This is a genomic window from Gemmata palustris (assembly GCF_017939745.1).
GTDB lineage: Bacteria > Planctomycetota > Planctomycetia > Gemmatales > Gemmataceae > Gemmata > Gemmata palustris.
Map to the genome: position 1 here is coordinate 360,908 of NZ_JAGKQQ010000002.1, position 15,983 is coordinate 376,890.

The following is a 15,983-nucleotide window of genomic DNA, read 5'->3' on the forward strand; positions in this document are numbered from 1 at the left end:
CAAATGCCGGAAGAAGAAGAACCGCGGATCACGCAGAGAACGCAGATCAATGCAAAAAGCAGCGAACGGCGCGGCGTCAGCCCGCCGGCACTGGCCGAAAACCATCGGCGGGTTGACGCCGCGCCGTTCGCCCGCACCATGATCCAATGCCTCGCAGTATTTGATCGGCGTTCTCTGCGTGATCTGCGGTTCTTCTTCGCTCAACCTCAAACCTAAACACCACCATGCACGACCGTCGCACGTTCCTGCTCACCGGAGGCGCTACCGTGGCCGCTACACTGATCCCCGACGCGCTCTCGGGCGCGGACGGCAACGACGAAGCCGCGGCCGTTATCAAGGCCCACGTCACGAAGTTGCAGCCCCTGGAGGTCGCGAGCGGGATCGCGTGGTGGACCGCGAACACCACCGGCAAGGACGAGGACTTCCAGAAGAAGGAAGAGGCGCAGAACAAGATCGACGCGGCGCTATCCGACAAGAAGATGTTCGACCGCGTGAAGGCGCTGAAAGCCGCGGCCGATAAGGGCGCCATCAAGGACGCACTGGTCGCGCGCCAGATCCAACTGCTGTACCTGCAGTACCTCGAAAAGCAGGTCGCGCCGGAACTGCTCAAGAAGATCACCTCGAAGGCGAACGCCGTCGAACAGGCGTTCAACGTGTTCCGCGCGAAAGTGGACGGGCAGGAGATCCCGGACAGCAAGGTGCGCAGCACGCTCAAGGAGTCCACCGATTCGGCACTGCGGCAGAAGGTGTGGGAAGCGAGCAAGGGCGTCGGGGCCGCGGTCGAAGCGGACTTGGCCGAACTGGTGAAGCTCCGCAACGAGGCCGCCACGCAGCTCGGGTTCAAGAACTTCCACGCGCTGCAACTCACGCTCAACGAACAGGACGGCCCCGAACTCATCAAGCTGTTCGACGACCTCGACAAGCTCACGAAGGAGCCGTTCACGAAGTCGAAGGCGGAAATCGACGAGCGGCTCGCGAAGAAGCTCAAGGTCGGGGTCGCGGACCTGCAAGCGTGGCACTACTTCGATCCGTTCTTTCAAGAATCCCCCGCGGTCTTTGATGCGAACCTCGACGCGCCGTACACGAAGGCCGATCTGCTCAAGCTGTGCCGCGACTTCTACGCGGGCATCGGGCTCCCCATTGATGACGTGATCGCGCGGAGCGACCTGTACGAGAAGAAGGGCAAGTCGCCGCACGCCTTCTGCACCGACATCGACCGCGAGGGCGACGTGCGCGTGCTCGCGAACATCGTGCCCAATGAATACTGGATGGGCACGATGCTCCACGAACTGGGGCACTCGGTGTACTCGTCGAAGAACATCCCCCAGACGGTGCCGTACCTGCTCCGGGCCGAAGCGCACATCCTCACGACCGAGGGCGTCGCGATGCAGTTCGAGCGGTTCAGCAAGTCGCGCCCGTGGCTCGAAAAGATGGGCGCGAAAGTCGAAGCGCCGGCCGAGTTCGATGAAGCCGCCAAGAAGGTGCAGCGGAACCAACTGCTCATCTTCAGCCGGTGGTGCCAAGTGATGCTGCGGTTCGAGAAGGCCATGTACGAAGACCCCAAGCAGAACCTCAACAAGCTCTGGTGGGATCTGGTGGAGCAGTACCAGCAGGTGAAGAAGCCGAAGGACCGCAACGCCCCGGACTACGCGAGCAAGATCCACATTTGCAGCGCCCCGGTGTACTACCACAACTACATGATGGGCCAGTTGTTCGCCTCGCAGGTCCACCACGCGCTCTCGAAAGCCGTGTTCAACGCGGACCCCAAGACAACCATCTACATCGGCGAGAAGAAGGTGGGCGCGTTTATGAAGGAGAAGGTGTTCGAGCCGGGCCGCACGAAGACGTGGAAGGAACTGACCAAGTTCGCGACCGGCGCGGAGCTGAGCCCGGCCGCGTTCGCGAAGGACTTCGAGGGGTAAGGAAATGACGGCGAGTGGCTCTCGATCGAGCCACCCGCTTGCATCAATCCCAGTTCGTGGGGCTACGATCCGCCTCACGAGCCCAACCACGCCCCGATCTTCGCCTCCAAATCCTTCACGAACTGGCTCCGCGGAAGCACGCGATCGCACCCCGCGTGCCGGTCGGCGCGCAGCACGTCCACCTCGACCGTCGCGATGGGCGACGCGGTGATCCGCTTCGCCCCCGGTGATGGCGACGCGGCAGGCGCCGGCGGAAGTGGGGGCCGTCAGTCGCTCAGCTTCCACACCTTCGCCGTCTTGTCCACCGACCCGGAGATCAGCCGCCGGCCGGCCGGCCCGAACGCCAGCGCGGTCACCTTGTCGGCGTGCCCGGCGACCTCGCCATTCGGCTTCCCAGCTGTGGCGTCGAACACCCGCACCACGCGGCCGCACGCCGTCGCCACCCGCTTGCCGTCGGATGAGAACGCCACCGCGACGACAGTACCGTCGTGGCCCTTCAGCGCGCACAGCTCGGCCCCGGCGCAGTCGTACACCCGGGCGAACCCACCCGCGCCGACCACCGCCAACCGCCCGCCGTCGTCGGTCAGTCGCACCCCGGTTACGGTCGCCTCCTTCTTCAACTTGATCGCGTGCAACTCCTTCAGCGTGGCCGCATCGAACACGCGGACGGCCGCGTCGTCCCCCGCGACCGCGAGCCGCTTCCCGTCCGCGGACAGGTCGGCGTGCAGCACCGCGGCGCCGCCCGGGTACTCGAACACCGCCCGGTGGTTGAGGTGGTTCTTCTGGTCGGTCCACGGATTCCCGTGCAGGTGGAGCTGATCCTTTCGGACCGGCTGATTGGGCATCGGCAATTTCCGATTCACGAACGTGGTCAGGTCAGCCGAGAAGGCTACGGCGTCGAATCCACTCATGGTGTCACCGACCAACGCTTCCGGGATCCGCCGGTACCGAACCGTTCCGCCGGACGGCTGATCGAAGAACGTCTCCGGGAAGGTCATGAGCAGGTGTTCGTCGCCCTTGGTAAACCGCAGTGCGCGGGCGGGGGATTTCGGGAACCACGCGCCCCGAACTTCCAGCGGTAACGGCTTCCCGTCGATCGCGTTCCACACCCGCGCACGGGGCTGGGCGCACTCGACTTCGAAGGTCGCGAGTGCCTTCTCCCCGAACGCGACCGCCGACACCGCGGACGTGTGCTCCAGGGCGAACTCCTCGACCCACTCGACCTTCCGCGCCGGCACCGGGGCGGCTGCCCGTACCGCGACCGCGGGCGGCCCGACCCGCGCCGCAGCCGGCAGGTCGGAGTCGCCCGCCCACCCGACCACCGCGACGGTCAGAGCCAGAACCGCCACAGGCACGAGACGCAAGTTCGAAGCAAGCATTGTTCGCAGTACCCCGTTCGCGAGTTCCAGAACCGTCCCGGACGCGCGTCCGTCGGCCCGGGCCGACGCGGCCCCCGCCAGGGCGACCGGGACGGCCGCCACCCCGCCGACCGCCGGGGCCAGCCCGCGCCGCCGCAACCGCTCGGCCAGCACCTTCCGGGCCTTCGCCAGCCGGCTGCTGAGCGTCCCCTCGGCGATCCCCAACCGTGCCGCGGCCTCGGCCCGCGGTAGCCCCTCGATCTCGCACAGCAGCACCGCCGCGCGGAGGGCCGGCGGCAGCGCGGCGACTTCGGCGTCTACCGCCGCGGCGGTGTCATCGGGTTCGGCACCCGGAGCCGAGCGGTCCGGGAGCGAGCCGGGGAGCAATTCGCGGTGCTTCCGTCGCCGCATGGCTGCCGCCTCCGCCGCCGCCTTCCGGGCCACCCCGAACAGCCACCCGCCGACCGCCCCCGGCGGGCGGACGGTGTGCGCCTTGCGGGCGAGCACCACGAACACCGCCTGGAACGCGTCCTCGGCCAGGTGGTGGTCGCCGAGCGCCCGCCGGCACACCCCGAACACGGCCGGCCCGTACCGCCGCGCCAGCTCCTCGAACGCCGCTTCGCTCCGCTCGGCCGTGTACCGGCGCACCAAATCCCCGTCCGCCTCGTCGCGGGCGGAGAGGCGGCGAACGAAGTTCGTTAGGATGGGGAGCGACATGCGCTGGTGCCCTCAGATCGGTCACTCTGTTATCTGCACCCCGGGCGGCCGCGCGTCGCGCAAATCCGGAGAAAAGACGAAAGTGCCGCTGCGTCCGGGGAGGCCCGTGGGGACGCGGTCATGAGAACCCCGCGAACGGGGCGTGGCAAACGCTCAAAAGAAATGGCGACGGGTGGCTCTCGATCGAGCCACCCGCTTGCATCAATCCCAGTTCGTGGGGCTACGATCCGCCTCACGAGCCCAACCACGCCCCGATCTTCGCCTCCAAATCCTTCACGAACTGACTCCGCGGGAGCACGCGATCGCACCCGGCTTGTCGGGCGGCACGCAGCACATCCGCCTCGACGTGCGACCCGTAAGCGGTCACACGCGGCACGACCTCGCACACCGTTTTCAGTTCCGCTAGCAGCCCCGGGAGATCGAGGCCCGGGTTGTGAACGTCCAGAATGATCCCACCGGGCGCGGCAGAGCGAGCCGCGACGAGAAGATCGGTCTGCGTGCGGACCATGCGCACGGTCAACCCGGCCGCGCGTGCGGCGCCCGATACGCGGCTGAAGAAAATCAGGTCGTCGCACAGCATCAACCCGTGCGGTCCGGCACTCGCGGTCACTTTTTCTCCCCCAATCCCTTCGCTTCGAGGGTCATGTCGATCACTTTCGCAAGGCCCTCATCGAACTTGTTCTCCTTGAAACTCGCGAGCAGCGCGGACTTGAGCTTGGGTCCGAGGTCGGCCGGGAGATCCTTCGAGACTTCGATGTACAGGGTTGCGGGCTTCTTGCTCACCAGGACGTACACGCCGTGCAGTTTGAGTTCCTTGGCCCGCGCGTCCACCATCTCCTTGAAGAACTTCTCGCGCTCGGCCGGTTTCAGCGCGGCGATTTTGTCCGCGTCGCCCTTCGGCGGGGTCATGAACGTCTCGACGACGAAATCGGTGTTCTTCTCCTTGAGCAACTTCTCCGCGGTGGGCGCGACTCGCTTCCACGCGGTCTCACCGAAGAACTTGCCGTCGTCCTTGCTCTCGAGTGCCTTCTCGCGTGGCGCTTTGGGCGGATCTTTGGGCTGAGTGGCCGGGGCCGCGCCCGCGCGGAGCAACTGAACCGAGCGCCGGTTCACGAGCCGCTTCACTTCGGAGAGATCGACGAAGATGCTGATCGATTGCGCATCGAGCGCACCGCCCTGCGTGACCCCGACCAGTTCGCCCTTATCGTTCACGAGCGGTCCGCCGCTGTCGCCCGGATTGGTGGGCGAATCGGTCTCGATCACCTTTGCCTCGAAGGACACCGTGGTCCGCTCGTCGAGCTTCACCTTCCACTTCTTGCTGTACACCTGGCGCACCTTGCCCGGCGTGTACACCCACAGCGCGCCACTCTTGCCCGGGTTGCCGATGGAGTGGACCGACTGACCCGGGTCCGGGCTCTCGGGCGCGAGCGGCAGCTCCGTTGCCCCGTCCGGAACGCGGTCGATGCGGATCAGCGCGAGATCGGCCTGCTTGTCCAGTTCGAGCACCTCGCCCGTAATACCGAGCTTACCGGCCCGGTCGGTGTAATACTTCCGCTCCGAGATCGTCTTCTTCCCCTCGCGCCCCTCGAATTCCGGGAAGTACACGGTCGCGGCCTTCACGTCGCCCACCACGTGGTAGTTGGTGAGGACGAGCCGCCGCCCCTTATCCACGAGCGACCCGGTACCGGTCGCGAGCTTACCGCCGCCCCGATCGGAGTGGACCCACACCGTCGAGCGCACCACTTTCTGGTACACCGACGAGCCCGCGTCCACCGTTTGCGGCGCGGGTTCGGTCTTCGGCTGGCCCAGCGCGGTCGGCGCGAACAGCGTGAGCAGCAACAGAGCGCATAGGGTTCGGCGCATTGGCGACCTCGCGAGCGGTAAGGGAGCGTTCCCAATTCTACGCACCTTGCCGGGTTGGTGGAACTGTCCCCCGCCCCGTGGTCGCCGCGGTGTGTCGGGAAGTGTCCGGCCAGCCCGTGACCGGCACGGAGCGGGTGTACTGCATTCGTTGCCGTACCCCAATACTTGAGAGATTTCGGCGGTTTTCCTCTGGCGTCCGCCGCGGCGCAACGGTATTTCCCCACACACAAACGCAAAACAGTTCGCACCGGTCCACACGCACGGGGGAAGTCCATGCGCAAGAAGGCGCTGTTGGGGGTCGGTCTGGCGTTGTTCACGGGGAGCGCGGGGACGGCGCAGTTCGCGTCGGAGCGCCCCGTCGGGGCACCGGCGGGGTTACCGGCCGCTGCACCCAGGGCGCAGCCCGCGACCCTTCCGCCCGGTCTATCGCCGGTCGGACCCGGGAGCGCCGCCCCGCAACCCGGCCGCAGCCCGTTCGCGCCCGCACCCGTGGTCCCGGCCGGCGGTGCCTACGTGCCCCCGACGAGCGGGGTCCAACCGGCCACGTACAACACGATCCCGCGCCCGGAGCCGCTCCCGACGAACCTGGAAATCAAGACCGCGCTCGAGCCCAATCACGAGTGGCGCATCAAGCCGGAGCACGGGGCGTTCTTCATCATGGTGAAGAGCTACGTGCGGCCCGCGAAGGGCTCGAAGGACGCGGTCGAAGACAAGGGGCTGAGCGCGCGCGAACTCGCCGAGGGCTTGGCCGGCGAAATCCGCGAGCAGTACAAGGTGGGGGCGTGGCTGTTCGAGTACGTTTCGGAAGAGCGGAAGGCCGAGATGCGGCAGATCGCGGCCGCCCGACAGAAGGCCGCGATCTACGCCGAACAGCTCAAGGTCTTTCAGCAGAAGAGCCAGGTCCAAAACATGGAGTTCCTGGCCCCGGACAACAAGCTCCACATCATGACGCACAACCACCGCGACCAGATCGGCGTGCTGGTCGGCGGGTTCCAGACCGAAGCGGACGCACTGAAGGCGCTCGTGAAACTGAAGACGTGGCCGACCCCGAAAAACGAAGTGCTGCTCGATAAGGGGCTGATCCTGAGTACCGTTGAGGGCAAACAGGTGGCCGAGTCCGCGGCCATCAACCCCTACGCGACGGCGTTCGTAGTACCCAACCCGTCGGTTCCGCGGGCCGCCGGCCCGCAGGGGCCGAGAAAGCTCGACCCGTTCATCGTGAAACTCAACGAGGGGCAGCCGTACAACCTGCTGAAGGCGACGAAGGGGTGGACGCTCGCGGTGAAGTCGTTCACCTCGCCGGTGGAGATCGTGAACAAGAACTCCGACCCGAGCGTGATGCGGAAAATGGGGTTCAGCAAGGGCACGGACGTGCTCGCGGCCGGGGCGGAGCAGGCCGAATCGATGGCGAAGGCGCTGCGCTCCATGAAGGGGCCGGCCGGGGTCGACGGGCGCGGCGGGCAGCCGCTCAACCTCGAAGCGTTCGTGTTACACACCCGCAGCGCGAGCCTCGTTACGGTCGGTCAGTTCGACGGGCCGGACGACCCCGCCCTGGTCGCCGTCAAGCGGGTACTCGTTGCGATGACGGTGAAGGTGACCGAGGACCAGCACGGGTCGCGCCCGGCGATGAACGCCCCCGCGCTGTTCGACGATATCATCGCGATGCCGATCCCGAAGCGGGACTGAGCGACGCGCGGTGGCGCCGGGCCGGTCCCGCGTTCGCACAGAGGTGCAGCGCGGAAGCGGCCCGGTGCCACCGCGCCCGGTTGGTTCTCGAACGGGCACTCAGTCCGGGGCGCGAAGCAGCCGGAAAACTTCGGCGAGAAATGCGGTCACGAACGCTTCGATGCCGGGCGCAGTGCGCTCGGAGTTCCCGGCCACGTTCAGCACGCGGACGTTGTTTCGCGCGAGCCAATCGACCACGTCCGCAGGCGCGATCGAAGCATCCGGGGCGACCGCGAAGTGCGGGCGCCCGTAGCGCTCGCACAATTCTCGGGTGAGTTTTTCGCCGGGCGAATCCCAGTCGGTCGCGAACCGGAGCGTGGCGTCCGATTCCTTCACGTTGAGTGCCGTGCGAGGCGGGTACCGGTCGCTCGCGTGCTCGCGCACACCGTAGAGACCGGCGAACTCCGGGCGCGCGCCGTCCAGCGCGCGAAACCCCTTCGGCATCCACCCCCCGGTCGCGATCCCGGCGGCCCGCGCCGCCACCAAACCGGCGCGATCCGCCCCGGTCTGCCCGCCGGAAATCACGCGCTCCAGTTTCATGCCCCCTCCGCGGTCGCGCCCCCTCGCATCTTATCAGCTCGGCGATGCGCGGGGCGGTCAGGCCACGGCGCCGACGGGTTGAGCGCACACGTCCGGTTCGGTCGGCGCCGTGTCCGGCCGCGACCCGCCGCGCCGCGGGAGCGCGTCCTCCACGGCCAGGACCAGTTCGTTCGGGCGGTACGGCTTCTTCACGAACCCGGCCATCCGCTCCTTTTCCAGGTCGGAGAGCTGCTCGACCGCGTACCCGCTGGCGAAGAGCACTTTCACGCGCGGGTTCATCCCGAGGAGCTGCCGGAACGCCTCGTGCCCGGAAAGTACGGGCATGGTCAGGTCGAGCAGCACGAGGTCGATTCGGTCCCGCTCCTTCGCGTACAGTTCGACCGCCTCCCGGCCGTCGGCCGCCTGGAGCACGCAGTACCCGCGGCTCTGGAGGGTCATAACGGCGAGTTTGCGAATGAGTTCCTCGTCGTCCACGACGAGCACCGTTTCCTTGCCGGCCCGGTTCGAGGGGGCCGGGGTCGCGGGGGGGGCGTGCGCCTTCACCGCCTCGCCCCGCGGGAGGTAAATGTCGAACCGCGTCCCCGTGCCCACTTCGGAATGGCAGTCGATCCAGCCCTTGTGCTGGCGCACGATCGCGAACACCATCGCGAGCCCGAGCCCGGTCCCCTTGCCCACGTCCTTGGTGGTGAAGAACGGCTCGTAGATGCGGGCCTTCACCTCCGGAGCCATCCCGGCGCCGGTGTCGGTCACCCGCAGGCGCACGAAGTCGCCGCGCTTCGCGGCCGGCCCGTCGGCGACCGCGGCGCACGACGTTTCGATGGCGATCCGCCCGGCGCCGCCGATCGCGTCGCGGGCGTTGATGCACAGGTTCATCAGCACCTGGTTGAGCTGCGTCGGGTCCGCCTGCACCGCCCACAGGTCGGCCCCCAGGTGCGTCTCGATCCGGGTGAGCGGGTCGATGGTGCGCTGGAGCAGCGCGACGACCTCGGTGATGATCCCGTTGAGGTTGGTGGGGCGCCAGTCCAGTTGGTGCCGGCGCGAGAACCCGAGGAGCCGCTGGGTCAGGGCCGCGGCCCGCACCGCGGCGCTCTGGGCGGAGACCACCAGCCCGTGGTCCGGGTGCCCGGGCGCGAGGTCCGCGAGCATCATCTCGAGGTTACCGAGGATGACCGTGAGCAGGTTGTTGAAGTCGTGCGCGATCCCGCCGGCCAACTGGCCGATCGCGTCCATCTTGCTGGCCTGGTGGACGTGGGCCTCGAGCTTGCGCTGCTCGGTCACGTCCCAGCAGATGCCGAGCACGCCGGTGGTGCGCCCGGTCGCGTCGCGGACCGGGGTCAGGACGCGGCGCACGCACGTCCGGCGCTCGCCCACGAGCACCTCGGACTCGCTCTCGACGCTCCGGCCGTCGGCGAGCACGGTCCGCACCTCTTCGGTGTGCGCGCGCGCGGGGTCGGGGTCGTACAAGTCGAGTTCGGTGGCCCCGATGACTTCGGCCTCCGCGCGCCCGACGCTCTTACAGAACTGTGCGTTGGCCGCGACGTAGCGGTGCTCGTGGTCCTGGAGGAAGATCCCCTGGCCCAGGTTCTCGATCAGGGTCCGGTACTTCTCCTCGCTCTGGCGCATCGCGCGCTCCGCGAGCTGGCGCTCGCGCACCTCGTTCTCCAGCGCGAACGTGCGGCGCCGGGCCGTTTGCGCGAGGTGCGCGGCCAGCGCCAGGAGCCCGGTCGTGAGGAGCCCGACCAGGAGCGCCAGTTTGGGCAGCGCCAGGTTCTCCCGGGCGAGCGCGTCCGGCGTGGGCCACACCGTGAGGCGCCACTCGCGCCCGCGGAAGGTGATCGGGAGGCTCTGGCTCCACCGGCCCCCGGCCCCCGGCTGCGCGCCGTAGCGGGTGAAGACCTCCTCGTCGCCCTCGGAGATGGTCACCCCGTAGCCGGCCGCGGCATTGGCGTTGAGGACGTTGGCGTAGAACTGCTGCACGGAGATCGCGCTCACCATCCCGCCGCCCGCCCCCTTCGCCCGGCCGGGCGCGAACAGGAGCATCACGCGCTGGCCGCGCCAGCACGAGCGCGGGGGCCGGACCAGCGCGAACTGCCCGGTCGCCACGGCCCCGGCCAGCGCCTCGCCCCCGCCCAGGTCCGCGAACGTCGCCGGGTGCGGCGCGCCCGACTCGATCCAGACGAGCCGGCGCTGGGCGTCGAGGCACGCGACCCCGAGGCACCCGGGGATCTGCCCCAGGTAGTTGCCCGCGTCCAACTTCATCGGCTCCGGGACCGGCCCGTCCGCGGGCGCGTCGGGCCAGCGCTCGGCCAGTTCGACGAGCAGGGTCATTTCCGTCGGGACGCGCTCCATCACGAGGCGCTGGATGTGCGCGGTCTCGAACTGGACCTGGCGGTGCATGCGCTCGTCCTGCTCCGCGTCGAGGACCAGCCACAGCGCGACGGTGAGCGCGGCCCCGGCGCCCCCGAACGCGAGCGGGACCGCGTGCCCGAGCACGACCGCCGGGGTGCCCCTGCGGACGCCGGAGGCGAGCAGCGCCAGCCCGCCGACCCAGACCCCGACGATCCCCAGTACCGACGGCCCCGACGGGAGGACCACGAACCCGCCCGCGCGGACCGTTACCAGAAGGGCCGGTGCGCCGAGTACCAGTACCGCGCCGATCAGGGTGCCACCGATCGCCTGGAGCAGCGCCCGCCCGCGCAGCGTACCGAGACCGATCGCGAGCGCGGCGAGGCAGAACCCGGCCCCGGTGCTCGGGGCCGACCCGCCCGGTCCGGCCGGGACCGCGTACCGCGACGGGGTGAACGCCCAGCGGTCGAGGGGGAGGCCCGCGCCCGGAACGGACGCGAGGAGCACGAGCGCCCCGATCAGGAACAGCCCGCCCGCGCACCCGCGCGCGACCCGGTTCCGGCCCCGCACCAGGGCCAGGTACCCCGCGCCCCACAACACGAACCCGAGCGTGCCGTTGTAGTGCAGCGGGGGCCGGCCCGGTTCGATCTGGAGGTAGTCTTGCTCCCCCAGTGCCCAGGCGAACAGGCCCAGGGCACCGAGGGCGCTGAGGAGCCACCCGCCGGCGGTGAGAGCGCACCGCCAGGCGCGCGATTCGGGGGGCGTGTCCCGCTCCCCGGTTCCCGCGGTCGGCGCGTTCGCGGCGGTGGCTGCGCGTTCACTGATCATTGTTTCAGATCGATGTCATAGGTCACGTGATCGCGGTCGACGACCACGGCGAGTCCGGATTCTTCGGGCAGCGCGTACCGCGGCGGCAGCGCGACCTTGGGGGCGTCGGTGGGGTCGGCGGCCGGGGGGACCGGGCCGCCGGTCGAGGGCGGCAACTGTTGCTTCATGCGGAACCCCTCGGGCACCTTCATGTGCGACTGGACCGTGACGACCGCGGTCCCGGTTCCGGTGGGGACGTTCGGGATCGTGTACTTCCCGTCGGTCCCGATCAGCCCGCGGACGATCTGCTTGTCGGCGCAGTAGAAGACCACCGACCCGCCGGTGACCGGTTTGCCCTTGTAGGTCACGTGTCCGGTAACGGTCGCGGTTTTAGCCCCGCACCCGGCCGCCAGCAGGCACCCGAGGGCGACGGCCCCCCACGGGACAACGAACGAACGAACGGGGCGGCGCACGAGAGGCCTCCGGGGTCAGTACGAATCGGGGGCGATGACCTCGCCGCCGGCGGGGGTACACAGGTACCACCAAGTGTAAGGGGTGATTCCGGACGAGAGGAACCGCACGCTCCCGTCCGCGAACGCGGTCTGGATGCCGCCCGGGTGCGGCGACGAGGCCATCGTCGGGTCGCACCCGCCGTTGTACGGCTGCGGTTGGGCGACGAACTTCGACGCCGGGCCGTAGCTGTACCCGTTCCACGAGACCCCGAACCCCGGGTGGTACGGCTGGAGCCCCGAACCGGTGAAGTAGTAGGCCCACAAGTTGCCCCCGGCCGGGTAGCTCCCGTTGAAGCACTGCGCGTACTTTTCGGCCATCAGGATCGTGTTCGACGCCCCGTCCGGGAACGTCGCGAGGAGCAGCGCCCGGTTGTCGGGCGCGTTGATCCGCCCCTCGGGGCTGACCCGCGCCACCACCTGCACGTTCACCGCGTAGCTCGCGACGCCCCAGAAGTTCCCGGCCAGGTCGCTGGCGCGCCCGTCGGCGGGCACGCTCGGGTCCGAGGGGCACAGGTACGTCTTGACCGGTTGCGAATAGACCTGGTTGTTGGCCGCGAAGTGGCACCCGAGGGCGTAGGACCGCTCGTACAGGGCCTCTTCTTCGATGAACGGCAGCAGGTGAAAGTGGTACGTACCGTAGTTGCTGTCCGCGGGCCAGTACCCCAACCCCGGCGGCAGCGCCCGGTGGGTATCGTGCGCCATCTGGGAGCCCAGGCCGATCTGTTTCAGGTGGTTCCCGCACTTGATCCGCGCGGCAGCGGCTCGAACCTTCTGAACGGCCGGGAGGAGCAGCCCGATCAGGACCGCGATGATGGCGGTGACGACGAGCAACTCGATCAGCGTGAAGCCCCGGCGCGCGGCGCGCGGGAATTGGGGGCGGGGCGTTCGATTCACGATCGTGGCTCCGAAGTTGGGCGCGACCCGGTGCCGGTGTAATGGAAGTGCTCGGCTCTGAAGCCCGACGATCTGGCGAACAACGTATTTATTTTCGTCAGTGCGGAGAGCGGGCGACGCCCCACCCCGTGGTGGTTCGTTAGAGGTTCCGGTGGCAAACGGGGACTGTGCGAATCTAGGTCGCGATGAGGTGGTTCACAAGGCGCCCGCGCGGTACTTTTCGGGTATTATTTCAATATCGCACGAAAATCACTCTCGTGGATGGTTCGATCGTAAGCTCGTTAGGGGTTCTACGGACGGGAGTTCTTGCGGGCACGTAATATTCGAGCACCAGTTCAACGCGGTGTTCTTGAACAGTCGCACCGAGGGGCGGCGCTCTCGGGCTCCACTAGCACCTCGTCGTTGCTCACAGGTGGGCAAGAGCGCCAGTTACTTCGGCGTGCGGTCGTGGGCCTGCTCCCACTCCTCTTGCTCGAGGCGCAGGCGCTCGTCCATCTCGTCGAGTTCGGCGGTGCGCCGGTGCATCGCGAGTTCGGCCCGGTCGAGTTCGGCCGCCCGGCGGTCCAGTTCGATCCGCTCTTCGGCCAGCGCCGCCCGCCGCGATTCGATTTGGTCGATGGTCGCGCGCAGTTCCGCCGTGCGCCGGTCAATATCCGCGGCGCGGGCCTCGGACCGGCTCGCGCGCCCCTCGCGCGCCGTCTGCTCTGCTTCGCGCGCCGCCTGCTCCGCTTCGCGCGTGAGGAACGCGGCCTCTTTCGTGGCCACTTCCGCTTCGCGGCGGGCGAGTTCGTCGGCGGCCCGGGCGAGCGCGCCTTGCTGCCGGTGCAGTTCCTGCTTGCGCTGCATCGTCACCACCTCGAAGCGCGACTCCGCTTCGGTCAGTTCGTGGCGCCGTTGGTGGAGCTCGGTGAGCCGGGCCGCGACGTACTGTGAGAAGTGCTCGGCCTCCGCTGCCATATAGTCGCCGGTGTAAATCGGCTCTTCGCGCGGGGGCGGGGCGACCGGGGCCGGGGGCGGGACCGTGGCGCCGGGTTCCGGAGGCGCGGCCGCGCCGCTGTCGACCCAGATCGGGAACGAGTCGTCCTGAACCGGGGACGGGGCCGGGCGGTCCCGGATCTCGTCGAGCGACACAACGGTCTGGCAACTCGGGCAGATCACGGTCTGCAGGTCGCCCAGGCCGTCGGGGAGACGGCCGCGGAACCCACAACCGGGGCAGTTCACGATCAAATTCATGGCGCGAATCGAGCCGGGCGACGGGTAATTCGGCGCCACGCCGGGACGATCTATCGCGTCTCAGAACATGGCGTCGTACTCATTGTGCGGGCCGGGCCCGCCGGTTTTGAGATTCTAGCTTACACCGAACCCGGACGCCAGTTTCTAATGTCGCGTCGGAATCGCGAAGCGGGCGCGTAGAATATTGTCGCACTCGAACCGACGCGGAGGACCCCATGACGCGACCCGTTCTCGCAGTTGCGGTCGGGCTACTGGTGCTGGCGACCGCACCCGGCACGGACCAGCCGCCCGTTGTCCCCTCTCCTCCCCTGCCGAAGTCGGTCCCCGCGCCGCGGGCCGTGACCACCGAGAAAAACGTGGTGTACGACACCATCGAGAAGGAGCGCCTGTACCTCGACGTCTCGGCCCCCAAAGAGGGCGGGCCGTACCCGTGCATCGTGCTCCTGCACGGCGGCGCGTGGGTCGGCGGGAGCCGGAAAGACCTGTCGGTCGGCGACAAGGGTAAGGACGGGACGGTCGGCCCGAGCCTGATCGAAGAGGTCGCGGCGCGCGGGTACGTGGTCGCATCGGTCGGCTACCGGCTCGCGCCCAAGCACCAGTTCCCGGCCCAAATTCAGGACGCGCGCGCCGCGGTGCGGTTCCTGCGCGCCGGCGCGAAGACCTACCGCATCGACCCGGACAAGTTCGCCGCGGCCGGGTTCTCGGCCGGCGGGCACCTCGCGCTCTTGCTCGGGCTCGCGGACAAGGTAGACGGCTGGGACGCGGGCGGGAACACCGAACAGAGTTCGCGCGTGCAGTGCGTGGTGGACTTCTTCGGCCCCACGGACCTGTCGCTGTACAACACCGAGTCGATCCGGGATGCGTACCTCGTACCGGTGTTCGGGAAGAGCGCGAAGACCGACAAAGAAGTTTTCAAGAAGGCGTCCCCGATCACTTACGTCTCGAAGACCGCGCCCCCGGTCCTGATGTTTCACGGGACGTTCGACCTCGTCGTGCCGGTGGTCCATTCGGAGACGCTTCACAAGAAACTCCAGGACGCCGGCGCGACGTCCGAGCTCGTCACCGTGTTCGCCGAGGGCCACGGGTGGAACGGGCGCGCGTTCACGAAGAGCGTCAACACCGCACTCGCGTTCCTCGACACCCACCTGAAGGGGAAGGACAAGAAGTGAAGACCCGCTCCGAGTTTGGCGTTTCGTCTCTGGTGGCTCGTGTCTCGGGTTTGGAGCGCGGGCGACGCGCACATAACCGAAACTTCACCCAAGCACCAAACTTCCCTCGCACCCTTGTGCGCTACGCCCTCTTCGCGCTCCTCACAGCGGCACTCGCGCTCCCGCTATTCGCACACGGGTGCCACAGCGACGACGTCGATCACGAACCACTGGTTTTCCCGGTTCGCTTCAACGGCGACCGATGATCCGCTCACAGGGCACACCCGGCGAAACTGCAAAGCGAGTTACGCGGTGACGTCACTGCGGGCGGCCAACGCCCGCGCGGGCCGAAAATCGCAGCGAGAACAGGCGAAAGTCGATGAGAAACTTATGAATTGCCGGGCCGCTGCTTGCGGTCCGGTGTTGGGATACTTACGATTGCCCCGGAAGGGTAAGCCCAATCGCTGCCGCACCCGGCGACTCGCGCCGGAACGGTTTCACACCCCCCTCGGAGTTCTTGCATGCGTAAGATGCTGTTGGCTCTCGTCGCACTGTTCGCGATGGCCGGCCTCGTGGTCGCGGTCGAAGTGACCGTCGTGAAGTTCGATAAGGACAAGAAGGAAATCACGGTCAAGGAAGGCGACAAGGAGAAGACCTACAAGATCTCCGACAAGGCCAAGTTCAGCGTGACCGACAAGGACGGCAACTCGAAGGAAGCCAAGTACGAAGACTTCGAGAAGCGCGCCTCCGGTAAGGGCGGCAAGGGCGGCGTGAAGCTCGACATCAAGACCGAGAAGGAAGAACTGACCGAAGCGACCTGGAAGGGCCGCGGCGGGAAGAACTAACTCTTTCTGTGCTCCCACGCGAGGCCCGGCCAATTGGCCGGGCCTCGTGTTTTTGGGGGCCGTGGCCGCGCTG

General features: G+C 68.0%; 13 protein-coding genes. 5 read left to right on the top strand and 8 right to left on the bottom strand.

The window, feature by feature from the left end; genetic code table 11:
- Positions 1-3 precede the first annotated feature (3 nt).
- Entirely contained in the window at positions 4-216 is a 213-nt protein-coding gene (locus J8F10_RS35920; RefSeq protein WP_210662882.1) for a hypothetical protein, read from the top strand.
- An 8-nt stretch (positions 217-224) separates the two neighbouring features.
- Positions 225-1,922 carry a M2 family metallopeptidase gene (locus J8F10_RS35925; protein WP_210662884.1) on the top strand — a complete coding sequence of 566 codons (1,698 nt, stop codon included), beginning with the start codon at positions 225-227 and terminating at the stop codon, positions 1,920-1,922.
- Positions 1,923-2,188: 266 nt separating this feature from the next.
- Here the strand turns inward: J8F10_RS35925 and J8F10_RS35930 are convergent, their stop codons facing one another.
- The 3 genes from J8F10_RS35930 to J8F10_RS35940 all read right to left on the bottom strand — a co-directional run bounded on the left by J8F10_RS35930 (position 2,189) and on the right by J8F10_RS35940 (position 5,860).
- The gene (locus J8F10_RS35930) at positions 2,189-3,997 is read right to left on the bottom strand and encodes a sigma-70 family RNA polymerase sigma factor (protein WP_210662886.1); all 1,809 of its coding nucleotides are present in this window, start codon (positions 3,995-3,997) and stop codon (positions 2,189-2,191) included.
- Positions 3,998-4,229: 232 nt separating this feature from the next.
- Positions 4,230-4,607 (bottom strand): hypothetical protein, encoded by a 378-nt coding sequence (locus tag J8F10_RS35935; protein WP_210662888.1) that lies wholly within the window; start codon positions 4,605-4,607, stop codon positions 4,230-4,232.
- On the bottom strand, positions 4,604-5,860 hold the full coding sequence (locus J8F10_RS35940) for a S1 family peptidase (protein WP_210662890.1): 1,257 nt from the start codon (positions 5,858-5,860) through the stop codon (positions 4,604-4,606). The genes J8F10_RS35935 and J8F10_RS35940 overlap by 4 nt, the downstream gene beginning before the upstream one ends.
- A gap of 273 nt (positions 5,861-6,133) precedes the next feature.
- On the opposite strand from J8F10_RS35940, the gene J8F10_RS35945 reads away from it, so the two are divergent.
- Positions 6,134-7,546 carry a hypothetical protein gene (locus J8F10_RS35945; RefSeq protein WP_210662893.1) on the top strand — a complete coding sequence of 471 codons (1,413 nt, stop codon included), beginning with the start codon at positions 6,134-6,136 and terminating at the stop codon, positions 7,544-7,546.
- Between the two features lie 99 nt (positions 7,547-7,645).
- Here J8F10_RS35945 and J8F10_RS35950 read toward each other — a convergent pair whose 3' ends face one another.
- The 5 genes from J8F10_RS35950 to J8F10_RS35970 form a co-directional block, all read right to left on the bottom strand.
- Positions 7,646-8,125 (bottom strand): putative molybdenum carrier protein, encoded by a 480-nt coding sequence (locus tag J8F10_RS35950; RefSeq protein ID WP_210662895.1) that lies wholly within the window; start codon positions 8,123-8,125, stop codon positions 7,646-7,648.
- Between the two features lie 57 nt (positions 8,126-8,182).
- Positions 8,183-11,299, bottom strand: a complete 3,117-nt coding sequence (locus J8F10_RS35955; protein ID WP_210662897.1) for an ATP-binding protein — start codon at positions 11,297-11,299, stop codon at positions 8,183-8,185.
- On the bottom strand, positions 11,296-11,751 hold the full coding sequence (locus J8F10_RS35960) for a hypothetical protein (RefSeq protein WP_210662898.1): 456 nt from the start codon (positions 11,749-11,751) through the stop codon (positions 11,296-11,298). The genes J8F10_RS35955 and J8F10_RS35960 overlap by 4 nt, the downstream gene beginning before the upstream one ends.
- Positions 11,752-11,766: 15 nt before the next feature.
- Positions 11,767-12,684 (bottom strand): DUF1559 family PulG-like putative transporter, encoded by a 918-nt coding sequence (locus J8F10_RS35965; protein WP_210662900.1) that lies wholly within the window; start codon positions 12,682-12,684, stop codon positions 11,767-11,769.
- 429 nt (positions 12,685-13,113) lie between these two features.
- Positions 13,114-13,917 (bottom strand): hypothetical protein, encoded by an 804-nt coding sequence (locus J8F10_RS35970; RefSeq protein ID WP_210662903.1) that lies wholly within the window; start codon positions 13,915-13,917, stop codon positions 13,114-13,116.
- 215 nt (positions 13,918-14,132) lie between these two features.
- Here J8F10_RS35970 and J8F10_RS35975 point away from each other — a divergent pair, with 215 nt between their 5' ends.
- On the top strand, positions 14,133-15,086 hold the full coding sequence (locus tag J8F10_RS35975; RefSeq protein ID WP_210662905.1) for an alpha/beta hydrolase: 954 nt from the start codon (positions 14,133-14,135) through the stop codon (positions 15,084-15,086).
- A 500-nt stretch (positions 15,087-15,586) separates the two neighbouring features.
- Positions 15,587-15,910: a hypothetical protein gene (locus tag J8F10_RS35980; RefSeq protein ID WP_210662907.1), complete on the top strand. Its 324-nt coding sequence runs from the start codon at positions 15,587-15,589 to the stop codon at positions 15,908-15,910.
- Positions 15,911-15,983 lie beyond the last annotated feature (73 nt).